Here is a 23,269-nt window from a genome sequence, read left to right as displayed (position 1 = left end):
TTGCCGGAATCGGTGGCGATCACGCTGCGGGTTTGAGGGCGGTGCGCCATGCCGCTACTGCCTTGGCGGAGCTAAAGGTCCAGGTGGCGGTTCCGGTGGCCCCGGCTGTGGCCTGAACACCGCTGGCCTGCTCGGCGATCTGCCCGCCGGCCGTTTCCCACACCTCGGTCCACCCGGTCGGCGGCATGGCTGCCGGGTTCGAGCTGTCGAAGCCGAGGCCGCCGATCAGCATCGCACCGTTGCTCGCCGTAGTGACACTGCCGACGGCGATGCCGGTGGCCAAATAGGTGGCGTTGGCGGCGGTGGCCACGGCGCTGTCCAGCGGTGTAGTGGTGTTTACCCCGGTGTACGCGGTGACGCCGCCACCCCACTTCTGCGCGCTGCTCAACGTCCACGTATAGGTGGAGGGGTCAGAGGAGCCAACTACCCGGTAGTAGGCGAACACCCTGGCGCCGCTGCCGATCGAGACGCCGTTGGTGATCGCGGTCCAGCCCGCCGGGACAGCCACCGTCGGGTTCTTGTCCGCGGTGAAGGACGCCACCAGGACATCCCCGGCCGTCCGGCCCTCCGGAGCAGGAAGGGAAACCGTGGTGGTCGCCGTTTCGGTGGACGCGGTCCTGAAGCTGCGCACGGCTATTCCGGAGCTCGGTGCAGCCGGGTCGGCCGTAATGGTCGTTGTGCTGGACGTGGAGCCGGCGGCGTTGGTGGCCGTCAGCTTCGCCGTGAAGCTCCCCGCCGTGCTGTACGTGTGTGACGGATTCTGCAGCGTGGACGTGTCGCCGTCACCGAACTCCCAGGCCCACGACGTCGGCGAACCGGTGGAGGTGTCCGTGAAGCTCACCGCCAACGGAGCCGTGCCGGAGGTCGGCGTGGCCGTGAAGGACGCAACCGGGGCAGTACCGCCGGCCGCATTGGCCGTAATGGTCGTTGTGCTGGACGTGGAGCCGGCGGCGTTGGTGGCCGTCAGCTTCGCTGTGAAGCTCCCCGCCGTGCTGTACGTGTGTGACGGATTCTGCACCGTGGACGTGTCGCCGTCACCGAACTCCCAGGCCCACGACGTCGGGGAGCCCGTGGAGGTGTCGGTGAAGCTCACCGCCAACGGAGCCGTGCCCGAGGTTGGCGATGCCGTGAATGACGCGACCGGCGCGGTGGGGCCGGGCGGCGGCGCCGTCCCGCCCGGTTTGAGGGCGGTGCGCCATGCTGCTACGGCCTTGGCGGAGCTGAAGGTCCAGGTGGCGGTTCCGGTGGCCCCGGCTGTGGCCTGAACACCGCTGGCCTGCTCGGCGATCTGCCCGCCGGCCGTTTCCCACACCTCGGTCCACCCGGTCGGCGGCATGGCCGCCGGGTTCGAGCTGTCAAAGCCCAGCCCGCCGATCAGCATCGCACCATTGCTCGCCGTAGTGACACCGCCGACCACAATGCTGGTCGCCGAATACGTAGAGTTGGCGGCGGTCGCCACGGCGCTGTCCAGCGGCGTGGTGGTGTTCACCCCGGTGTACGCGGTGATCCCGCCACCCCACTTCACCGCCGTGCTCAGCGTCCAGGTGTAGGTGGCAGGATCGGCCGAACCCACCACACGGTAGTACGCGAAAACGCGCGCGCCGGTGCCGATGTTCACCCCACTGGTGATCGCGGTCCAGCCCGCCGGCACAGCCACCGTCGGGTTCTTGTCCGCGGTGAAGGACGCCACCAGCACATCCCCGGCGGTGCGGCCCTCCGGAGCAGGAAGGGAAACCGTGGTGGTCGCCGTTTCGGTGGACGCGGTCCTGAAGCTGCGCACGGCTATTCCGGAGCTCGGTGGAGCCGGGTCGGCCGTAATGGTCGTTGTGCTGGACGTGGAGCCGGCGGCGTTGGTGGCCGTCAGCTTCACCGTGAAGCTCCCCGCCGTGCTGTACGTGTGTGACGGATTCTGCACCGTGGACGTGACGCCGTCACCGAACTCCCAGGCCCACGACGTCGGCGAACCGGTCGAGGTGTCCGTAAAGCTCACCGCCAGAGGAACGGTGCCCGAGGTCGGCGTGGCCGTGAAGGAAGCAACCGGGGCAGTACCGCTGGCCGCATTGGCCGTAATGGTCGTTGTGCTGGACGTGGAGCCGGCGGCGTTGGTGGCCGTCAGCTTCACCGTGAAGCTCCCCGCCGTGCTGTACGTGTGTGACGGATTCTGCACCGTGGACGTGACGCCGTCACCGAACTCCCAGGCCCACGACGTCGGCGAGCCCGTGGAGGTGTCCGTGAAGCTCACCGCCAGGGGGACAGTGCCGGAGGTCGGCGTGGCCGTGAAGGACGCGACCGGGGCAGTACCGCTGGCCGCATTGGCCGTAATGGTCGTTGTGCTGGACGTCGAGCCGGCGGCGTTGGTGGCCGTCAGCTTCACCGTGAAGCTCCCCGCCGTGCTGTACGTGTGTGACGGATTCTGCACCGTGGACGTGACGCCGTCACCGAACTCCCAGGCCCACGACGTCGGCGAACCGGTCGAGGTGTCCGTGAAGCTCACCGCCAGGGGGACAGTGCCGGAGGTCGGCGTGGCCGTGAAGGACGCAACCGGCGCAGTACCGCCGTCGGGGTTGACCGTGATCGTCGTCGTGTTGGAATTCGAGCCGGCGGCGTTGGTGGCCGTCAGCTTCGCGGTGTAGGTCCCGGCCGTGTCATAGACGTGGGACGGGTTCTGGACCGTGGATGTATCGCCGTCACCGAACTCCCAGGCCCACGACGTCGGCGAACCGGTGGAGGTGTCCGTGAAGCTCACCGTCAGGGGAACGGTGCCGGAGGTCGGCGTGGCCGTGAAGGAGGCAACCGGGGCAGTGTCCCCGGGCGGGGGCGGCGCCGGGGTAAGAACCTGGTTGAGGGGGACATACTTCAGGTTGGATGAAGTTCCTCCGGTGTTGATGTCATCGTGGACCACGAGAAGCCCCTGCTCGAACTGCGGCCCAGCGTTGAGAGGGGTGACGTCGACGCCGTCGGTTCCCGTCACCGCGTCGATGGTCCCGTTGGCGCCAACATTGAACGTCTTGAGGAAGGTGTTGCTGCCGGCGCGGTCGTAGACGGCTATCGTGGAATCGCCTTGGCTGGAGACAAAGAGGCGCCCCGTACCGTTCGGACCGTACTCGATGCTCATCCCTTCGATGTCAGCCACGAGACGGCCGCCACCTGCGGTGTCGACTGAGACGCGGCTCTCGCCGGCAGTGGGTTCGGCTCCGTACTTCCAGATGGCCACGTCCTCCTCACCCACATAGAGGTGGCCTAGTTCGTCATCAGCAACGCATCCCTCGGTGGCACTGCCGATCGGCAGCGTCCTGACAAGGGTTGCATCAACCTGGCCGGCCCCATTGTCGAACAGTTCAAATTGTTGGATGGAACCGGACCCACTTGGCGTCACAAAGCCGAAAAACTTGCCGCTGATCTTGCTGTGATAGAGGCAGAAACCGTAGTTGGGCGCAGAGGTCGCGATGCTGCGGGCAGCCACAGGCGAAAGGGTCCTGGTCACAGTATTCAGTGAGTACAAGGCCAGCGTGTTGTTCGTCCGGTTATTGGCCCCAACCAGGACTATCGATTGCCCTGCGGCGGTGAACCCGGTCCTCAGGTCCACGTTGCCGATCATCCCGTCCTCTCGGAACTGGATCAGATTGCCGTCCATGCCGAAGACTCCTATGCCGCCCCCTGAGGTCGCCTTCTTGTCAGCAATCACCACGCTGCTGGCAGGGTTTACCGGGTCGACCCAGATGGCAGAGTCATCGGACGTGTCCCCCGAACCTGAAAAACCGGTGGTCTCGACTGCCGGGATGACACTACCGGGCGGGGGATTTGACGTAGAAGCCGCTGGCCGCAGTGCGGTGCGCCAGGCCGCGACGGCTCTGGCGGCGCTGAAGGTCCAGGTGGCGGTGCCGGTGGCCCCGGCGGTGGCCTGGGTCCTGTCTGCCTGCTCGGCGATCTGGCCGCCGGTGGTTTCCCAGCGCTCGGTCCAGCCCGTGGGCGGTGTCGCAGCGGGGATGGAGGCGTCGAACCCGAGGCCGCCGATCAGCATCGCGCCGTTGCTGGCGGTGGTGATGCTGCCGACGGCGATGCTGGTGGCAGTATAGGTGGCGTTGGCGGCGGTGGCCACGGTGCTGTCCAGCGGCGTGGTGGTGTTGACGCCGGTGTAGGCGGTGATGCCGCCGCCCCACTTCTGGGCGGTGCTCAGGGTCCACGTGTAGCTCGTCGGGTCAGCGGAGCCCACCACCCGGTAGTACGCGAACACCCGGGCGCCGCTGCCGATCGAGACGCCGCTGGTGATCGCGGTCCAGCCCGCCGGGACAGCAACCGTGGGGACCTTGTCCGCGGTGAAGGATGCCACCAGGACGTCACCTGCCGCCCGGCCCTCCGGAGCAGGAAGGGAAACCGTGGTGGTCGCCGATTCCGTGGACGCGGTCCTGAAGCTGCGCACGGCGATCTCCGCTGAGGTGCCGCCGTCGGGGTTGACCGTGATCGTCGTCGTGCTGGAATTCGAGCCGGCGGCGTTGGTGGCGGTCAGCTTCGCCGTGTAGCTCCCCGCCGTGCTGTACGTGTGTGACGGATTCTGGAGCGTGGAAGTGTCGCCGTCACCGAACTCCCAGGCCCACGACGTCGGCGAACCGGTCGAGGTGTCGGTGAAGTTCACCGCCAGCGGGACCGTGCCCGAGGTCGGCGTCGCGGTGAACGTCGCGACCGGCGCGGTGTCCCCGGGCGGCGGCGCCGTCCCGCCCGGCTTGAGGGCGGTGCGCCAGGCGGCGACGGCTCTGGCGGCGCTGAAGGTCCAGGTGGCGGTTCCGGTGGCACCGGCGGTGGCCTGGGTCCTGTCTGCCTGCTCGGCGATCTGGCCGCCGCTGGTTTCCCAGCGCTCGGTCCAGCCGGTGGGCGGAGTCGCAGCCGGGACGGAGGCGTCGAAGCCGAGGCCGCCGATCAGCATCGCACCGTTGCTGGCCGTGGTGACGCTGCCGACTGAGATGCTGGTGGCCGTATAGGTGGCATTGGCGGCGGTGGCCACGGCGCTGTCCAAGGGCGTGGTGGTGTTCACCCCGGTGTAGGCGGTGATGCCCCCGCCCCACTTCTGCGCGGTACTCAGCGTCCACGTGTAGGTGGAGGGGTCAGCGGAACCCACCACCCGGTAGTACGCGAACACCCGGGCGCCGCTGCCGATGGAGACGCCGTTGGTGATCGCGGTCCAGCCCGCCGGGACAGCAACCGTGGGGACCTTGTCCGCGGTGAAGGACGCCACCAGGACATCCCCGGCCGCCCGGCCCTCCGGGGCAGGAAGGGAAACCGTGGTGGTGGCCGTTTCGGTGGACGCGGTCCTGAAGCTGCGCATGGCGATCGTCGACGTCGGCTCGGGAGCCGGTGGGGTGGATGCGATTTTGATCGTCGAAGCGACGCTGGGCACCCCGTTGCTGTCCATCGCAAAGAGCAGATAATTGCCTGGTACCAGCACGCCGGTATCCGACGGCAGCGCTAGCGAGGCAGTGTTGCCTGACACCGCGGTTGCGGTCAGCGGTATCCGCCGCTGATCGGTGTTCACAGTGTGGGTCACCGTGCTCATCCGCATCAGGGAGAACTGGGTGGTCGGCGACCCGGTGGTCACCGCAATGGTGCTGCCGGGCGCGGCTGTCGTCGGCGCCGTCACAATAGTGGGCCGGACGCGGGGACTGCCGTCGGCGTTCAGCAGGTAGGGCGGCGTGAAAATCTCTCCATCCAGATGGTTGGTGGTGCATTCGCCGTCGCAGAGTCCGCCGCCGCCGACGAAGACCCGGCCGTCTGCGAGCAGCGTGGCAACGCTGTGGTAGGTCCGGGGAATGGCCATCGGGGCCAGCGTGGTCCACAGCCCGGTCTCCGGGTTCCAGATTTCCGGAGCCATCCTGGCACCAGTGTCGGTGAACTGGACGGGGGTCGCCTGGCCCCCGACGACGAGTACCTGGCCGTCGGGCAGCGCGACTCCGTTGGCGAACGACCGGGTGACGGCCATGTCTGCGGTCCGGGCTACGGTGGCTCCGTTATTGATGTCGATCGTGTACGCCCGCGCCGTGGCGGGAGTGTTCTTGTAGGCGGGTGCCCCGCCCACGGTGAGGATCTTGCCGACGTCGTACATCACGGCGTCACCGTTCATAGCGTCCGCGCTGTCGGCCCGGAGTCCGGCCGAACTGATGCTGCCGCTGCCTGTGGTGGAGATCCAGTTCATCTGCCTGCTCGGCCCGGCGTGGAATACCCGGCCGCCGGGTGCGGCAAACAGCCATGCATGATTGTCGGAATGGTGTTCTGCGGCTTCGTCGGTCAGGATGTTGTCGACCAGCACGTCCGGCAGAGTTCGCCAGCCTCCGGCTTCGGACCACAGCTCGCCGTGCTTGTTGCCGATACCCCCCGACCATGACCCGCCGATGCTGAACACCTCACCGGTGGACGTCGTCACGTTGGACTGGTATCCCCGGGCGATCTTCATGGCCGGCCCCGCGGTCCAAGTGTTCGTCGTGGGGTCGTACAGGGTGGTTTTCGAGCTGTTGCTGCCGCCGCTGATCAGGATCCGCCCGTCCGGCAGCATCGAGGTCCCGGGGCAGAACATGTCGTGGCCGGTGTTGGCCACCTCCTTCTGACTCACCGCACCGGTGGTGAGGTCCAGGGTGGATGTCTGGGTGTAGCCATTGGCCCCGCCGAATGTCGTGGCCGAGTACGCGGACCAGGTCAGCAGCTTGTTGCCAGGCAGCAGCGCCGCCGCGGCCGGGACCAGCGGGAAGTTGATCGTGGGACCCCACGATCCCGGGGACCCGGTAGCCACTGCCTGGACCGTCAGGTTTCCGCTGGTTCCGCCGACCAGGTTAATCTCCGAGGCGCTGCTCCACGGCCCGCGGTTGCCGGCTTCGGTGCTGGCCCGCAGCTGGACATAGCGCGCCGTCACCGGAGCAAAGGTCACACTTTTCTCGTCACTGCTGTCCGCCCACGTCCCGTGGGCCACCGGGTCGCCCCATGTGGTTCCGTCGGTGCTCACCAGGATTTCGAAGCTGCCGATCCGCCCGTTCTCGGCGTCAGGACGCGGCAGATAGCGGAACCCCGAGATGCTTTGGTTCACCTTGGTGTCGATGGTGATGGTATGGGGCAAGGGGGCCGCGGGTGGGGTCTTCTTGCTGTGCCAGAATGTGGCGGGATCCCCGTCGAGAACGTTGGCGGCCCGGCCGTCCTCCCCTGAGACTTCTTCGTCGCTGGCCGTTGCCGTCCAGCCGGTCCGCAGCAAAGCCGGCGGAGGCGCCTCCATCGCGGCGGCCGGCAGTGCCGCGTTGTGCACATGTGATCCGTGCGCGCTCGAATGGTCGTGCGGAGCCGCCATCTGAGCATCCGTCGCGCTCTGCGCCGTGGACAGTCCGGGCAGCAGGGACGCCGCCACCGCTGCGGCGACTAGCGCCGCCAGGGCGGGCCTGCCGCTCCTCCTGAAGACGGCGGAGTGGACACGGCTCACAACAGACATAGTCTCTACCCTTCAAACGGCAGGCCAACACCGGAACCCCCAGCCGTGTCTGCCGATCGCAGACGTGGTGGATCGGAGCTTACGGACCGCACGGGACACCGGGCCAGAGTATTAACTACCTGTTTTCGCTCCATCAGCTACTCGCCGATCAGCGTTCAATACCTGCCTTTGTCAGCAACTACTTGCTGGCCGCGGCAGCTGACCAGCTGGAGTTCCATTGCGTGAGGCGGAGCTGAGTGCCCTGTCGCCGGACAAAGCGCCACAGCACCTGAAGCCGGGCTGCTGGTTGAGCTTGTCCAAATTCAGTCGCCGTTGTAGCGGGCAAGTGCTTCTTTGTAGACAGCGGCCGTTTCGTGATCGCCCCTGTCGGTGTATTTGGCGATGATGTTCGCCAGGTCGCGTTGGATGACCCAAAGCGCGTCATGCGGTTCGCGAGGACGGGGAACGTAGTCGTTCATGATTTCGCACCCTCTTGCGCATCTTCACGCTCCAGCAGATACCGCAGAAATGCCGCCTGGTTGTCGATTTCCCGCTGTTTGCGCGGGGAAACCCAATCCAGCAATTCTTGGTTGTCAGCCATGATGTTCACTCCTTCCAGGTTATGGATTGATGCTCGCCCCGCTCAGGCAAGATCCGCGAAAGTTTCAGTCAAGATAGGCGAAGATCTTCGACGGCAGCTTGGTGAAGGTGCACGATTCTCGACTCCCAGTCGAGGGCTGTGCGGCGCGGCTGCGGCAATTACACTCCCTTCGCTCTGGCCTGAACCAGGTTGGCGAAAGGTAACTTTCCGTAGATGCTGATGAATTCCGCGTGGTACGCGGCCTCGGCAGCATTCACCTCGACGGCCGAGAACTCCTTCCATGCGATGACCAGAGATTCGGAGTCGGCGAGCTGCCAAATGAGCCGCCCGCCCCAATGGCCAACCGGCTTCCCAAGGCCGAAGTCAGCGAATTCCTGAATTCGCTTTCGTAGCCCGCGGTTGCCGGTGCTTCCCGGGCCTGCTTTCCCGATGTAGAGGACATCCGCGTCCTCAATCCATTCCGTTTCCAAGTCGGCTTGGAGCAGCGATGGATCCCGCCTCTTGAAGCGGCCTCCCACGCTCTTCGCAAGGAACAACCGTTCGAAGCCCTCGGGTTTGAGCACCGCATAGATTCCGGGCCCCTGCGGAACGCGGTTGATATCCAACTGCTTGAACGGTCGGAACCCGGTGAACCCGTCGTCCTTTAGCGTCTGTTTGTCGATCTTCAATGGGGACTCCTTAGTTCGCGACGTCATGGAGGTAGCGGCAACAGGGCTCAAGTCCCTCGGTTTCCTTCAATGATCCGCCACCCCGTGCCAGGCTGAGAACCACACCCCCAGCGCCGCGGGCTGCTAGCCCTGCCTTACAGTCCCGGCTCGCTGAGGAACCTGTTGCGACACGCCGCCAGCCAAGTCAGAACCGGCGTCGCTTAGCTTGAGACACTGAGGGCTGGACCCGAATCAAGCAAGGGAGCAGCCTTGGAGGCAGCAGCAGTAACCACGTGGATGTTCGTCGATGAATGCCCGATTCCCAATGACGTTGCGGAGCTTATGCTCCCGGGCGAGCAGCCCGTGGCCGCTTACAAGACATTCCGGGACAGTGCCATTTTCACGACCAAGCGGATGATCGTCCGGGATGCCCAGGGGCTGACTGGTAAGAAGGTGGAGGTATACTCGCTGCCCTACTCCGCCATCAACATGTGGTCCTCAGAGAACGCCGGAAAATTCGATCTTGATGCTGAGCTGGAGATGTGGACTCGGGCGGGGCACATCAAGATCAAGGTCGGGAAGAAGGTCGATGTGCGGCGCCTAGACATGTTGATCGCGCATTCGGTCCTCGGCGCGCAGCAGTAGTCTCGGTCGGCGGGGCAAGCGGCCGCACAAAGGGGGAAACATGGGTTTCAGGGTTCGCAAGTCATTCAAGATTGCACCCGGGATACGGATGACGATAACGCCAAAGAGCGTTGGTCTCAGCGCTGGCGTCCGGGGAGCAAGGATCTCTGCAAATTCCTCCGGTCGTGTGACACGCACACTAGGTATTCCCGGCTCAGGGCTCTCACACGTGAAGACCCTTTCCACTGGTTCCACCAGGCGGGGCCCATCCGCTGGCGCTGCCCGCCCCACAGCGACAGGGGAACACGAATCCCAAGCTCCCAAGCCAGCAACTCCAAGACTCTTCGCGCCCAAATGGGAGAAGGAACTTCACCGGGCATTGCTTGCACGCCCCAATGCCACCGAGTTGCCACGGATCGGAACAGAATTCGACAAAGCGCGTCCAATCGCAGCCCTGTTTGAAACGACGCTCGTGGCAATGCCCAATGGCGACCGGCAGCGCGCTCTCGACCTCTTGAACTGGCTTTTCCATAGCGGCTATGAACCGGCATCGGATGAATTCATTCGGAAGTATCTGTCAGCTGCCACCTTCAATCTCCCCATTGCCGAGGGAATTGACGTGATGCTTCCCTTGGACCGCGACTTCATCGGACTCCTGCTGGCTGAAATCCATCAGGACCTGGGAAATCTCGCGTCAGCCGTCGACGTCATTGAGCAACTCGAGCCGAGCACAGTTTCCGCAGTCTCTTTAGCTGAGCTATACACGGCACAAAGCCTATGGGATGAGGTAGTCGATCTGACTGAGGGCCTCCAGAACAATGACGAGGCCTCCACATACCTCCTCATCCAGCGCGGCATCGCTTTCCGAGAGCAGGGCTTCCCGGATGCTTCCCGCGAGGCGTTCAAGGAAGCGTTGCGCGTGCGGTCCCGCCCTGCGGAGCTCCGGCAGCGTGCACTGATCGAGCGGGGCCTAACCTACCTGAGTGAGGGCAAGCGAGCGATGGCACGCAAGGACTTCGAAAAGGTTCTGGCCCAGAACAGTAACTATCCGGGGCTACGCGAGCACCTCGCCAACTTAGCCTGAACCCGGCAAGGCGGCCGGCATGCCCTGGCCTAGCACTCAGGCACAGCTCAACTGCTCCGGCACAAATATCATGACTCGCGTTACACATTTTCACAAAGCTGAAGTTCCACGGCATTGCCAATGACAAGTTTTGTCATGGGGAAAATCTGTTTCTTACTGAATCTTAAATGCTACGCTCGGCAGGCAATTCGCATCAACTTCAGCTTTATGGGGAACAAATGAATATATCTTTTCGTCGCAATGACGCGCGAAATAAGGACCACAGGATGAGTCCGCTGACGAGCGCCGTCCTGAGCCCTCCGCGAACCGCCAATCGGCCAATGAAGAGCGTAACGATAACGTGCGCCGTCATTCTCTCCGTCGCCGCGTGCGCAGGGCCGCCAGTCGCTTCGTTGTCGCAAAGCACGAGTTCAGCGCCGGCGTCTCCGACGGCCACTCCTACTGCTCCGGCGACGACCTCCTGCAATACGGAGAACACGACCGAAGAGTACCCGCCGGCCGTTTTCGTCTGCACGAAAACGGATGCCGGGGAACTGGTTTGGATGGAAGAGTCGGCCTCGAAGGAACTTACTGATGCGCGGGCGGCGGCCGCGGCACTTGCCGCAAAAGCTGCTGCAGACAAGGCCGCCCAGGAAAAGGCTGCTGCAGAGAAGGCAGCGCAGGAAAAAGCTGCTGCAGACAAGGTAGCGCAGGAAGCGGCCGCAAAAGCTGCAGCTGACAAGGCGGCGCAGGAAGCGGCGGCACGAGCCGAACAGGAAAAGGCCGCCGCCGCCGAAGCTGCGCGCCAACAGGCCGCAGCAGCAGCAGTTCCGGCGCCGGCGCCCGCTGCTCCCTCGGGATGCGATCCCAACTATGCCGGAGCATGCGTTCCGATAGCCTCAGACGTGGATTGCTCCGGAGGAAGCGGGAATGGTCCTGCCTACGTTGGGGGACCTGTTTCCGTGATCGGATCTGATATCTATGGCCTTGACCGCGACGGTGATGGCCTCGGATGCGAATAGGTCAAACCGCCTATGCAGCGCATACACGGTCTGCCTCTTGACCTGGTAGACGGCACGCCGGTTACAAACCCGGATCCGGGCTCCATGGAGCCTTGATGTTGTCCAGTGCAACTTCTCTTCCTACCTGCCAGCGCCACCTGAGATCCCGCTGGCCGGTAGGGGAACTCCTTTCAGCATCTGGAAGTGCTGATTTACAGAAACATCCGCCAGCTGGCGGACGAGTCCAGGACCATCAGCACCGCCGTGAGCCTGGGGCGGTGTAACCCCGGCGACCATGACGTGTTGTTGCCACGGCATTAACAGCTTGCGGATCCAGCGGCGCCCGGCAGCGTGAGGATGTGACCCAGGCCGAAGGGGGTCAGCGGTCGGCTGTTGTGCTCTTGCCACTTGTCCAACAAACGCGTAGCACTTGTTAGGCTGGATCAACCACAGATCTAAAGCGAGGCATAACGTGCACGAGGACGCCGCCAGGTTCCTGTCCCAGCCGGTGGAGGCCCAGCCCGGCTCGCCGCTCCGCGTTGCCGTGTACTCCCGGATCGCCGAGGCCATCCGCAACAACCTGCTCACGCCCGGCTCGATGCTTCCCACCGAGACCGACCTCGGCACGGACATGAAGGTCAGCCGCACCGTGGTCCGCGAAGCCCTGATGCTCCTTGAAGAGGACGGCCTCATCCGGGCCCGCCGCGGCGTCGGCCGGTTCGTCTCCGACTCCCTCCCCCGCATCGGCATCGAACGGATCCGCCCCTTCGAGGAAGTCCTCGGCGGCCCCGGCCAGCACCTCGAAATCAAGCGCATCCAGATGGTCCGGCAGCCGGCCTCCGAATTCGCCGCCCCCGGCCTCGGCGTCGAGCCCGGCGCCGACTGCTGGCTCTGGGAATCCGTCCTGATACGCGACGGCGAAGCCATCGCCCACCTGCAGGAAAACATATCGGCCGGACCGGTCAGTATCGGCAAAGCCTCCCCCGCGCCGTTGGAGATCGACGACGACGGCGGCGCCACGCTGCTCGCGGCCCTCAACTCGCGCTTCGGCCGGGTAATGGGGCCCGGCGAATGCCAGATCAGCCTGAGCCAGGTGGGGCCGAGCCGGGCCAAGCTGCTCGACCTGCGGGCTTCCGATCCGGTCCTCGTTCTGACCCAGTACGTCCGGCAGGCGAACCGGCCCTTCTACCTGGCCAAGTGCCTGATCGCGGCACGCGCCGGGCACCTGTCCGTGATGCAGTCCTTCCAGTCCTAGACGAGCCGACCCGCTGTGCAGGGCACGCTAAGGGAATCCTTGATGCTCGCCCTAAGGGGTGCGACGCGACTCGGTCGTGAGCCCTCGCGACCATCCAGCTCTTGCCAAGTCCTATCCGCCAGCATGTCCTTGCACGGCTAGCCCGGGCCCCTTCTATTGGGAGTACGGGTGCGGGACAATCTCCCTACAGCGCCCTCGGAAGGTTAGTGCTGGCATGCCTGAAGGGTCCATTAGGTGAAGGAGTGGAGAAGCATGTCCGAAGAAAACAAGGCCCTCGCGCGTCGTTCTTGGGAAGCCCCGAATAACCCGGACATTGTCGACGAGGTGTACTCCACCGATCTCGTCTGGCACGAGCCCGATCAAGAGATCCGCGGCGCAGAGGAAGCCAAGCAATTTATCGCCACGTACAAATCCGCTTTCCCCGACCTGAACGTCACCGTTGAGGACGCGATAGCCGAAGGGGATAAGGTCTCCACCCGCTGGACGATACGCGGCACCCACCAGGGAGAGATAGAGGAGTTTGGCCCTCCCACCGGGAAGCAAATAGAGCTCAAAGGCATCTCCATCAGCCGCATCGAAGGAGGCAAGATAGTCGAGGAGTGGAATAGCTACGACAATCTGGGTGTGATGCAGCAACTTGGGCTCGTTCCTGAAAAGTAGCTCGAGTCAGGTCCCAGGCTGGGCGCCGCCACCAAGCGTAGAAGTCCACACCGTGATGCGCAGATGATCTACCCGTGCCCGGGGCCGTCGCTGGTGTCGACGGCGGCACGCACCACCGGCGCCGGCGGCACGGTTCAGCCAACGCCCGGGCCAGCGCCAGAATGTGGTCTCGGTTCCGGCGCCCCCTCTTGTTTCTGCGCTGCCCTGTCGAGAGCTTCCAACACCCGCGCGTTGTTTGCCGCGTCCGTGAGGTCGTAGCGGAGCGGCGTACCGTTTAGGACGCTGTCGGCGAAGTGTTCACCCATCCGTACGAAGTGGTTTGCGCCCTTGACCTCGTGATAGATGGTGTCCTTCCCGAAGTGATGCTCCTCCAGGACCGAATCCTCCTCCAAGAGCCCAAAAGGATTGTCGAGGTAGAGCCGGCCCTCGGTGCCCGTGAGTTCCAGAAAGTTGCGGCGCTCGAGGTTAACTCCGGTATCAAAAAGCGCTGTTGCCCCACCGGGAAAGCGCAGCATGCCCGCGATGCTGGCGTCGATCCGACCTCCGTCATTGGCGTCGCGGTAGTTGCCAAAGGCGGCGACTCGAGCCGGCTCCTCCGCCGTGACCATCCGGCTCACGTTGACACAGTAGCCACCCGTATCGAAAAGTGAGCCGCCGCCGAGCCCGGAGTACCAGCGGATGTTGTCATCCCCGCCTGCATCGAACGTGTGGGCGACATGCACAAATGTCAGTTCACCCACCGCACGGGCCGCGAGCAGCTCTTGCAGCTTCTCGAAACGCGGGTGAAAACGGTACATGAAGCCTTCCAAGACCTTGAGCCCGGTCTCGTCGGCCTTGCGCGCAATCGCCTCGCACTCTGCGGCGCTCATCGCCAAAGGTTTTTCACAGAGGACGTGCTTGCCTGCGTCCAAGGATTTCAGAGTCCACTCGAGATGCAGCGCGTTCGGCAACGGAATGTAAACAGCGTCGATGTCGGGGGAAGCGAGCAGCGCCTCATAAGAGCCAAACGCCTGGGGGACGCCGTGCTTGTCGGCGTACTCCCTGGCCTTTTCCTCGACGCGGGAAGCAATACCCACGACCTCACCGTTTTTCGTTGCCTGCAACGCCGGAATTGTCTTGCGGACGATGCGGGCGCTGCCCAGAACGCCCCAACGCACTTTCTCGCTCATTGAACTCTCCTTTTGAACGTATGAGGATGAATCGTATGAATGTACCCCCGCTCTACCAAGGAGATGAGGCTCCCGTGATCGAAGTCCTGCCCGCGACCGCCGATCGCTTTGACGATCTCCACCCCATCCTGGCCCCGAAGAACCCGGACACCCCGGCCTGCTGGTGCCTCAGCTACCGCATCCCGAACTCGGACTACCGAGAGCTCGTCGGCCCGGAGCGACCGGACCGGCTGCGCCGCTTCGCCGAAGAGGGCACCCCTCCCGGGGTTATCGCGTACGTCGACGGCGAGCCCGCAGGCTGGTGCTCGGCGAGCCCCCGATCCAGCCACCACCGCTTGCAACGCTCGCGCACGATCCCGACCGTCGATGACGTACCGGTCTGGAGCATTATCTGCATTTTCATCCGGCCCTCGTTCCGGCGCCAGGGCCTGGCCCGCGAGCTGCTGGCCGGCGCGATCCGGTACGCCCGCGAACGCGGTGCCCCAGCCCTCGAGGCATACCCTCTCGACCCACAGGGCGGCCGAGTCAGTTCGGCGTTCGCCTACGTGGGCACCACCGACCTCTTCGAATCGATGGGCTTCGAGCGCGTCGTAAAGACAAGTTCGAAGTCGGGCTCCATGACGCGCTGGTTGATGCGCCTGCAACTGGGAGAGTAGCGTCTCCCCCGGACGCGTACCACCCACCACCTCATTCATCCATGAATCCATCCCTTGCCTGCCTAGCGACGCTGATGTAGAGGTCAGTCATGGACATTGGTCAGGTCATCGAGCAATACCACTCGGGAATACACGTGTTTGCCGTGGGCGATCCGGAGCCGATCAAGGCAATGTACTCGCGGAGCGAGGACGTGCTTCTAGCGAATCCCTTCGGCGGCTCCTCGCGCGGCTGGGATGCGGTTTCACAGGCGCTCGACTTCGCTTCATCAAACTTCCGCGATGGCATGCCAGTTCGGTTTGAAGAGGTTTCCCGTTACGTTGGTGCAGATCTCGTTACACTGTTCGAGCACGAGCATTGGGAGACCAAGGTCGGCGGTCGCGACGAGCCGTCCCCCTTCGATTTGCGCGTCACGACCACTTTTCGCTTGGAGAGCGACGGATGGCAACTGGTCAGTCGCCACGCCGACCCGCTGACGACACCGCATCCCGACGGACCGATCCGCCCCACGAACTGAGTTCGGCGATCCACGAAGGCGAGGTCGCATGGGATCTGATCGGATTGTTCCCGCCGATGCGGCGCCCGCACATCTTCGACGTCGACATGGATCTTGCGCAGACCTCGTGCGGGTTCGCTGCTCACAGCAGGCGTCCTCCGAGCGAAGATCTTCCCCTTGATAGCGCTCAAGTCGAGCTGCTAATTTTCCGGTCTCAGCATGAGATATAACCTCCATGCGTCACCCCTGATCTGGTCCAGCCTCAACTGGGCATCAAAGTCCTGGAGCTTCCCTCTTGCTTCACAACTGATCGCACTGCTGTTCGTGTACCGCAGCTCGCAGTTGTCCTCGTTGATAACCAGCTTTCCCTGCCACCCGCTGTCACGGATGCTCCGTTCCAGGTCTTCCCGCGTCATGCCCTGGCCTTCACGACCCGACCACTGCCGGTGCAGGGACGGGCAGGGCGCCGTCACAGCCAGGCAGGGAAGGAATGCTGTAGCTTGAACGATCCGCCCCGTCCTTCCCTGCTCACTCCCGGGCTTGAACCCCTCAGGAACGGCAAGGTCGTCTGCTGCACGGAGCATCTCATTGGTTCTTGCGGCCTCCAGAAAGCCGCTGGCAACCACGAACGCGGAAATCAGCAGCACCGTTGCACCGCTCAGGATCAAAGCAAACCGACGCTGCTTCAGGCTATTGAGGACAAGGGCAACAACACCGACAACAACGCTGACCATGACAGACACAAGGATTACGGGGAAGTTCACGGTGAATGTCGGGTATTCCATAGGGTCCGTCCGTGCTTAGGCGGCCCTCCCCCGCATGACCGGCCCGGGCCCCGGCCGGTCATGCGGGCGCAGGCCGGTCATGCGGCGTTGGCTAGCAGATACCAGCGACGGCCTTGCAGGCGTTCACGCGGCCGTGTTCCCAGGAGGTACCAGTGCCGGTGATCCTGTCAGCGGTGGATTGGACTTTTTCGCGGACTTTTGTGTTTGCGGTGCCGACAGGCATGGTGTCCCAGACCAGGGCGGCAACGCCGGCGACAATCGGTGAGGCCATTGAGGTGCCGCTACCAATGTCATAGCCCGTGGACCGGTCGTTCTGCGTCCCCAGGACGAAGGGGTGGTTCGGGAAGGTCGAGTAGACATTGACACCCGGCGCCGCGAGATCCACCCACTTGCCGTAGGTCGAGAACGACGCTTTGACATCCCTGTTGTCGGTCGCAGCCACGGCAATAACGTTGGGATACGCACCCGGGTAGATCTTGGCCTGGGTGCCGGCATTGCCGGCCGCGGCCACTAGCACCACGCCTCGCTTCCACGCGTTGTTGACGGCAGTCTCGAGGGTCCGTGATGAAACGCGCTGTCCGAGGCTCATATTGATGACCTTGGCACCGTTTTCCACCGCCCAGTTGATTCCGTTGGCAATGGTTGAGCTGGAGCCTACCCCGCTGCTGTTGAGCACTTTGGCATCCAGGATGGTGCAGTCCGGGCACACACCGGCAACGCCGATGGAGTTGTTGGTGGCGGCAACAATACCGGCAACGTGGGTGCCGTGGCCGTATTTGTCGTAGTCCTCGGATGTGACGATTTCTGTATCGCTGAAGTTGGCCCGTGCCACGACCTTGTCCGAGATGTCGTCGTGGTCGATTGCCACACCTGAATCGATGATCGCAACCCGGGTGTCGCTTCCTTTCGTGACCTCCCACGCTTCGACGGCGTCCACATCCGCGTCCTTGGTGCCCCCGGCCACAGTCAGCGTCTCGGCGGTGTTGGTAAATGATTGGCCCTCGTTGTGCAGAGCGTACTGGCTTTTGAAGTACTCGTCAGTTGTAGCGGCGGTCACCAGCTCGTCCGGCTCGGCGTACTCAACCGCCGGGTTCCTGCTTAAGGTTTGGATGAGCTGAGATTCCTTACCTGCCGGCACCTTGATGAGGTGAGCCCCGGTGCTGCCGATTCCAGCGCTCTCGCTGAGGCCGTTCTGGCGTAGTACGCCGCCTGCCGCGCCGCTGTCGCGGAACTTCACGATGATTTGCCCCGTGATGGATGACTGCGGGGCCGCGTTGCCCGGGGCTGCCAACGTGATTGCGCCAAGCGCCATGACTGCGGCTGCGCAGCTGGCTATTACAAGTTTTTTCATGGGGTCATCTTGCTTCAATCTGCACCGGCTAGATAGTGCCTGTCGGTAAATTACACGGCGGTTGTCCCCCATGAAGCGATGCGAGATCCGGCACTCAGAACGGCTCCCGTCGCTGGGCGGACTCAGGCCGGTGACGTGGCCGCGGAGGCAAGCGCCGCCGTCGTACTTTCCCCGCCGCCAAGCGAAAGCAGTGTTTTCACCAGGTGCGGGGCAAAGTCGCCGTCGAGCTCCAGCACCACGCGGCACCGCGCATCGGACTGCTGCGGGTAGCCCCTGTAGTAGCCGCGCATGTCGCAGATGGTCTGCCCGCGGCCCGGGCCGTCGCCGGTGTCGACGGCGGCACGCACCACCGGGGCGACGGCGGCTCTAACGCCGCCCACCGCGAGCGCCGCCGCCAGCGGGTCGTGCATGGCGGAGCAGGGCCGGCCGAACAGGCCCTCGTAGAACCGGAAGTAGTAGCCCAGCATCTCCCCCAGCGCCCGCGGCACAGGACCGGGAGAGGCGAGCAGCTCCTGCCGGTGGGTTTCCTCCAGGACGTTGGCCATGGTCACGTCCAGCGGCACGAGGGTCACGTCCCAGTCGGCGGACAGCACCAGGGCGGCGGCCTCGGGGTCGTTGAAGATGTTGGCTTCGGCCACCGGGCTGATGTTGCCGGGGGCCAGGGCGGCCCCGCCCATGACGGTGATTTCGTCCACCAGTGAAGGCAGCGTGGGGTCCAGCCGGAGCGCCTCGGCGATGTTGGTCAGCGGGCCGATGGCGAGCACCCGCAGCGTACCGGGGTGTTCGTGGGCGAGCCGGACCAGCATCTCGGCCGCGCTTTCGGGCGCCAGGGAAACGGAGGCCGCCTCCAGCGAGACGTCGCCGATCCCGTTCTCGCCGTGCACCCACGGCGCCCCGCCGCCGAAGGAACTGGCGAGCGGATCGTGGGCGCCGAGCGCCACGGGGATGTGTGCGTGGCCGGCGAGCTGGAGCAGGTCCAGGGTGTTGCGGGCGCCGACGGCGGCACTGACGTTGCCGCTGACGGTGCCGATCCCCCGCACGTCGGCCTGCGGGGAGGCGAGCAGGTAGGCCAGGGCGAGGGCGTCGTCGATGCCCGTGTCGCAGTCGAGGTAGAACGGGTGGCTGGTGGGCGTGGTCATGCTGCGTTTCTCGTTTCGTTGGTGCTGGGTGTGGTTGCTAGACGGACTCGCCCTTGGGGGCGGCGACGAAGAGGCTGACGATGAAGGCCGCCGTCGTAATGGCCACCGAGATCCAGAGGGCGGTGGCGTAGCCGGCGGAGGTGGCCTGGGCGGCGAACGGTGCGACGAGCACGACGCCGAGGCTCGCGCCGATGCCGAAGGAGGCGCCGTTGATGCCGGGCAGGGCCGCGGGTGCTTCCTTGGGTGAGAGCAGGACGGAGAGTCCGTTGATGGCGGTGAGGAAGAAGCCGTTGTAGAAGATGCCGAGGGCGGCGACGGCGATCAGCACGGCGACCTGGTTGTCGGCGAAGGCGGCCGCGGCGATGGCGCAGGCGAGGCTGAGCCCGGTGCCGGCGCGGAGGGTCTTGATCCAGCCGCGGCGGTCGGCGAGCCAGCCGGCGAGGGGTGCGGCGAAGACGCCGATGAGCGCGGCGGGGGTGAGGAACAGCAGGGCGGACAGGGAGGCGCTGAGGCCGAAGCCGTTCTTGGTGTCCTGGCTGAGCAGCACCACGGTGAAGTTGATGATGGCGAAGATGCCGGCGAGGGTCAGGACAGTGGTGGCGATGACGGGCCAGACCTGGCGGGAGCGCAGGTGGTGGACGCCGATGAGCGGGTGGTTGCGCTTCTTCTCGATCATCCAGAAGGCGGCGAAGGACGCGGCGGTGCCGGCGAGCAGGGCCAGCGTGCTGGGCGCGGTCCAGCCGGCGGCCGAGCCGCCGGAGACGAAGTAGGTGATGAAGACCAGGAACACGGACAGGGATCCGGCGCCCCACCAGTCCATCGCGCCGCGCACGCCCTGGGGGCGTCCGGCCGGGACGGTTTTGATGATGCAGGCGGCGGCGATGGCGGTCAGGACGAGGACGACGGCGAAGATGGACCGGAAGCCGAGGGTTTCGGCCATGAGGCCGCCGACGTAGCCGTCCACGCCGCCCACTCCCCCGTTGATGGCGGCGATGATGCCCACGGACGTGCCGAACACGCGGGCGTTCAGGTTTTCGCTGAGGACAATGTAGGCGAGGGCGAAGACCGCGCTGGAGACGCCCTGCAGGAAGCGGCCGGCGATGAGCAGCGGCAGGGTGGGGGCGGCGATGCAGAGGAGGGTGCCGGCGCCCATGATCGCCAGGACCAGGAGCAGGGCGGCGCGGCGGCCGATGAAGTCGCTCCAGCGCCCGATCACCGGGCCGGCGATGGCGCCGGCGAGGAAGAACATGGACTGCACGGGGGCGGCGGCCTCGGCGCCCAGGCCGAAGGAGGCCGCGATCTGCGGCAGCGCCGGGGTGACCATGCTGGCGTTGAGTTGGAAGGACAGCACGCCGAGCAGCAGGCTTGAAATGAGCAGGGCGGCGCGGCGGCCGCCGAGTTTTGTTTGATCTTCGAAGGCGGCTGGCGGGGAGGCGGTGGCGGTGGCTGGGGTGTTCACATCAAACTCCTTTGTTCTGCAGGCTGGTCCTGCTGTTGGGATGTGAGTTGTTATACAACCACGTATGACGAGCAAGTACAACCATGCCGTACACTATTTCCTAATTCAGCCGCCCCTGGCTCGACCTGATAGGACTTCCTCATGAGCACTCGACTTCCTGCCGTCACCGTCGTCGGCAGCATCAACCTGGACATCATCGCCACCACGGACCGGCTGCCCACCGCCGGGGAAACCGTGGGCGGCGGCGTCCTGCAGCAGCAGCCCGGCGGCAAGGGAGCCAACCAGGCCGTGGCCGCCGCGCGTCTGGGCGGCAGCGCCCGGATGATCGGGGCGGTGGGCGATGACGCCCAGGGCCGCCTGATGCTGGAGGCACTTGCGGCTGCCGGCGTGGACACTTCCGACGTAGCCGTGCTTGACGGCGACGCGACCGGCACCGCGCTCATCGTGGTGGACCGCGACGGCGAGAACCAGATCGTGGTGTGCCCGGGGGCGAACGCTGCGTTCTCGCTGGAGGGCGTGGAGTTTTCTCCCGAGGAGACGGTGCTGTGCCAGCTTGAGGTCGGCCTGCCGGTGGTGCTGCAGGCTGCCCGACGCTCCTCCGGGTTCTTCGTCCTCAATGCCGCGCCGGCGATGGACCTGCCGGCGGAACTGCTGGAGCGCTGCGACCTGGTGATCGTCAACGAGACCGAGTACGAGCTGATTCCGGCACTGGCTGAGGCCAAGCTGGTCGCTGTCACGTATGGGAAGGACGGCTCGGCGATGTTCGAGCACGGGCGGCGTGTGGCAGAGGCTCCGGCTGCTGCTGTGACCGTGGCGAACACCATCGGGGCCGGCGACGCTTTCTGCGCGGCGCTGGTGCTGGCGCTGCGGGCGGGGCTCGATTACTCAACGGCGCTCGCCGTGGCCAACGCCGTAGGAGCGGATGCAGTGGGTGATCCCTCATCCCAGCCGGCGCTGGCGCCGCTGGAGGAGTATTTTGGACAGACGCCTATTGCAGCGGACGAGTGAGCAACGATTTCAGCCCGCGCTTTTCGTCGTTGCTTCAGTCCACGGAGCCAGGCGTCCCCGGAACGCAAGTATTATTCGCGTCCACGGGATCCAGCGCTGGCCAGAAGATTCTGCCGATTCCTGCCCCACCGAGCAGGGACGTGCCTTACACCAAATGCTGTAGCGTAAGCAAAAGCAGGGCTGACAGTCGAAAAGCTAGGTGGTTAGCGGCGAAGCATTTCCGGGGGCAGTGTCATCTCATTAAACATGGAGCTACTCCCTTCGGCCTCGCAAGCAGAAGCAACTCTTGAGATAGCAAGGTTGTATGCATCCCCTGTCCTCCAGCCATCGGTTAGGACCATCTCAAGCGGCAAGCTGGGTACAAGTTCGACCGCGGCCTCCATGCGTTCGGCAACACGACCTTCTGGTTCGGTCCCCATGTAGGAGTCCGGTGTTTGTGTGAGTTTCGTGTCCGAGAATGGACGCAGGAGGAAATTCACGAATCATGGCACGCAGACACACCCCGGAGCAGGTCATCGCCAAGGTCCGGCAGGGCCAGAAAATGCTCAACGATGGGCGCCCGATGGTCGAGGTCATCAAGGAGCTCCAGATCACGGAGGCGACCTGGTACCGGTGGCTGAACCAGTACGGGTCCGAGAAGAACGCCGAGGCGTCCAAGCGGACCAAGGAGCTGGAGAAGGAGAACGCCAGGCTCAAGCGGCTGCTGGCGGAGAAGGAACTGACCATCGACATTCTCAATGAGGTGGCGAAGGGAAAATTCTAAGCCCTGAACCCCGCCGTCGTGCCGTGCGCATGGCAGTGGAGAAGTTCGGGGCATCAGAACGCCTTGCCTGCAAGATCCTGGGCCAGAATCGTTCCGCGTTCCGGAAGAAGAAACCCGACATGGGTTTCGAGGAAGCACGGCTGCGGGCGGAGCTGCGTGCCGTGGCCGTGAAGCACCCGGCGTGGGGCTGGCGGAAGGCCCGATGGCATCTGCTGGCCCGGCCCGCGTGGCATGGCGTGGCGCTGAACAGGAAGCGGGTCCGCCGGCTCTGGCGCGATGAAGGGCTGACGTGTAAACCCAGGGCGCGGAAGAAGCGCCGCACCGGGCCCGGCGCCGGGGAACAGAAGCGGCTGACGGCCGAGTATCCGATGCATGTTGTCAGCTTCGACTTCCAGTCCGACGTGACCTCCTGCGGCCGCCACATCCGGTTCTTCAACGTCATTGACGAATACACCCGCACGGCCCTGGCCGTCATTCCCCGGCGGTCATTCAAAGCCTCCGATGTGGTCGCGGTATTGGAGGACATCATCGCCGAGACCGGTACCGCTCCGACGTACCTCAGGTGCGACAACGGGCCGGAATTCACCGCCGCCGCCCTCATGGAGTGGTGTAACACCGCCGGCGTCGATACCGCATTTATCGACCCCGGCTCACCCTGGCAGAACGGCTTCATCGAATCCTTCAACGCCCAATTCAGAAGGGAACAACTCTCCGGCGAAATCATGGACACCATGGCCGAAGCGAAGTATTTGGCTGAGGAATGGAAAGCTATCTACAATCATGAACGGCCCCACGGATCCCTGGACGGCATGACGCCGAAACGCTACTGGGAAACCTGGACGCAAGAAAACCAATTAGCTATCGCATAGGCGCTGGACTGCTAACGGGGGCCCAATCACTTCGGCCTGAAGGGATGCTTTATCGAGGGCCTGCAACTGACTTTTCTGCGCGACGTGCCACTCGGGGACGGTGAGACTGCCTTTTCCATCCGAAAGCAACGATGCCAGCTCATTATTCGCCATAGCGAAATCCGCGCAGGCTTCGTCATTCGGTTGTGGGGCCTCGGTCGTGATTTCAGCCGCAGGCGAGGTGGAATCGGTTGGATCAGGTGAGGCGGCGGAAGGAGACGGCTGTGCCCCACAGCCGGCGAGCAGCA

At 64.6% G+C, this 23,269-nt stretch carries 18 protein-coding genes and 1 pseudogene; 10 read left to right on the top strand and 9 right to left on the bottom strand.

The features are described from left to right. Positions 1-19 precede the first annotated feature (19 nt). The 4 genes from AC6CH3_RS12830 to AC6CH3_RS12815 all read right to left on the bottom strand — a co-directional run bounded on the left by AC6CH3_RS12830 (position 20) and on the right by AC6CH3_RS12815 (position 8,734). The gene (locus AC6CH3_RS12830) at positions 20-7,459 is read right to left on the bottom strand and encodes a phytase (protein ID WP_498132802.1); all 7,440 of its coding nucleotides are present in this window, start codon (positions 7,457-7,459) and stop codon (positions 20-22) included. 302 nt (positions 7,460-7,761) lie between these two features. Continuing rightward, positions 7,762-7,917: a hypothetical protein gene (locus AC6CH3_RS12825; RefSeq protein WP_498132801.1), complete on the bottom strand. Its 156-nt coding sequence runs from the start codon at positions 7,915-7,917 to the stop codon at positions 7,762-7,764. Then, positions 7,914-8,039: a hypothetical protein gene (locus AC6CH3_RS12820; RefSeq protein WP_498132800.1), complete on the bottom strand. Its 126-nt coding sequence runs from the start codon at positions 8,037-8,039 to the stop codon at positions 7,914-7,916. Before AC6CH3_RS12820 ends, AC6CH3_RS12825 begins: the two co-directional genes overlap by 4 nt. A gap of 158 nt (positions 8,040-8,197) precedes the next feature. Next, positions 8,198-8,734 (bottom strand): hypothetical protein, encoded by a 537-nt coding sequence (locus AC6CH3_RS12815; RefSeq protein WP_498132799.1) that lies wholly within the window; start codon positions 8,732-8,734, stop codon positions 8,198-8,200. A gap of 222 nt (positions 8,735-8,956) precedes the next feature. Between AC6CH3_RS12815 and AC6CH3_RS12810 the strand changes: the two genes are divergently transcribed. From AC6CH3_RS12810 to AC6CH3_RS12785, 6 genes and pseudogenes are all read left to right on the top strand, one after another. Then, complete coding sequence (locus AC6CH3_RS12810) at positions 8,957-9,331, top strand: PH domain-containing protein (RefSeq protein ID WP_498132798.1); 375 nt, start codon at positions 8,957-8,959, stop codon at positions 9,329-9,331. A 40-nt stretch (positions 9,332-9,371) separates the two neighbouring features. Beyond that, positions 9,372-9,524 (top strand): annotated as a pseudogene (locus AC6CH3_RS12805) (DUF4236 domain-containing protein); the annotation flags it as partial. A 165-nt stretch (positions 9,525-9,689) separates the two neighbouring features. Then, positions 9,690-10,394 (top strand): tetratricopeptide repeat protein, encoded by a 705-nt coding sequence (locus AC6CH3_RS12800; RefSeq protein WP_498132831.1) that lies wholly within the window; start codon positions 9,690-9,692, stop codon positions 10,392-10,394. Between the two features lie 542 nt (positions 10,395-10,936). Further along, positions 10,937-11,395: a hypothetical protein gene (locus AC6CH3_RS12795; protein ID WP_498132797.1), complete on the top strand. Its 459-nt coding sequence runs from the start codon at positions 10,937-10,939 to the stop codon at positions 11,393-11,395. Positions 11,396-11,846: 451 nt separating this feature from the next. Beyond that, complete coding sequence (locus AC6CH3_RS12790) at positions 11,847-12,629, top strand: GntR family transcriptional regulator (protein ID WP_498132796.1); 783 nt, start codon at positions 11,847-11,849, stop codon at positions 12,627-12,629. A 252-nt stretch (positions 12,630-12,881) separates the two neighbouring features. Next, the gene (locus AC6CH3_RS12785) at positions 12,882-13,289 is read left to right on the top strand and encodes an ester cyclase (protein ID WP_498132795.1); all 408 of its coding nucleotides are present in this window, start codon (positions 12,882-12,884) and stop codon (positions 13,287-13,289) included. 134 nt (positions 13,290-13,423) lie between these two features. Here AC6CH3_RS12785 and AC6CH3_RS12780 read toward each other — a convergent pair whose 3' ends face one another. After that, a complete protein-coding gene (locus AC6CH3_RS12780) occupies positions 13,424-14,458 on the bottom strand; it encodes a Gfo/Idh/MocA family protein (protein WP_498132794.1) in 1,035 nt (344 codons plus the stop codon). Between the two features lie 35 nt (positions 14,459-14,493). Between AC6CH3_RS12780 and AC6CH3_RS12775 the strand changes: the two genes are divergently transcribed. Beyond that, on the top strand, positions 14,494-15,114 hold the full coding sequence (locus tag AC6CH3_RS12775) for a GNAT family N-acetyltransferase (RefSeq protein ID WP_498132793.1): 621 nt from the start codon (positions 14,494-14,496) through the stop codon (positions 15,112-15,114). A gap of 89 nt (positions 15,115-15,203) precedes the next feature. Next, positions 15,204-15,629, top strand: a complete 426-nt coding sequence (locus tag AC6CH3_RS12770; RefSeq protein WP_498132792.1) for a YybH family protein — start codon at positions 15,204-15,206, stop codon at positions 15,627-15,629. Between the two features lie 179 nt (positions 15,630-15,808). Here AC6CH3_RS12770 and AC6CH3_RS12765 read toward each other — a convergent pair whose 3' ends face one another. The 4 genes from AC6CH3_RS12765 to AC6CH3_RS12750 all read right to left on the bottom strand — a co-directional run bounded on the left by AC6CH3_RS12765 (position 15,809) and on the right by AC6CH3_RS12750 (position 20,342). After that, positions 15,809-16,393 carry a hypothetical protein gene (locus AC6CH3_RS12765; RefSeq protein WP_498132791.1) on the bottom strand — a complete coding sequence of 195 codons (585 nt, stop codon included), beginning with the start codon at positions 16,391-16,393 and terminating at the stop codon, positions 15,809-15,811. Between the two features lie 91 nt (positions 16,394-16,484). Next, the gene (locus AC6CH3_RS12760) at positions 16,485-17,744 is read right to left on the bottom strand and encodes a S8 family serine peptidase (RefSeq protein WP_498132790.1); all 1,260 of its coding nucleotides are present in this window, start codon (positions 17,742-17,744) and stop codon (positions 16,485-16,487) included. Positions 17,745-17,866: 122 nt separating this feature from the next. Beyond that, positions 17,867-18,883, bottom strand: a complete 1,017-nt coding sequence (locus AC6CH3_RS12755) for a nucleoside hydrolase (RefSeq protein ID WP_498132789.1) — start codon at positions 18,881-18,883, stop codon at positions 17,867-17,869. 37 nt (positions 18,884-18,920) lie between these two features. Beyond that, positions 18,921-20,342, bottom strand: coding sequence for an MFS transporter (locus AC6CH3_RS12750; RefSeq protein ID WP_498132788.1), 1,422 nt, complete (start codon positions 20,340-20,342; stop codon positions 18,921-18,923). A gap of 141 nt (positions 20,343-20,483) precedes the next feature. On the opposite strand from AC6CH3_RS12750, the gene AC6CH3_RS12745 reads away from it, so the two are divergent. Together AC6CH3_RS12745 and AC6CH3_RS12740 are read left to right on the top strand one after the other, a co-directional pair. Further along, complete coding sequence (locus AC6CH3_RS12745) at positions 20,484-21,350, top strand: ribokinase (protein ID WP_498132787.1); 867 nt, start codon at positions 20,484-20,486, stop codon at positions 21,348-21,350. A 484-nt stretch (positions 21,351-21,834) separates the two neighbouring features. Continuing rightward, positions 21,835-22,982 (top strand): IS3 family transposase gene (locus tag AC6CH3_RS12740; protein WP_498132786.1). Its coding sequence is split into 2 segments (ribosomal slippage): positions 21,835-22,108 and positions 22,108-22,982, totalling 1,149 coding nucleotides; the frame shifts between segments, so codons are not numbered across the junction. Positions 22,983-23,269: the final 287 nt, after the last annotated feature.

This window comes from Arthrobacter sp. GQ119 (assembly GCF_059759125.1).
This window is presented reverse-complemented; position numbering and strand designations above follow the sequence as displayed.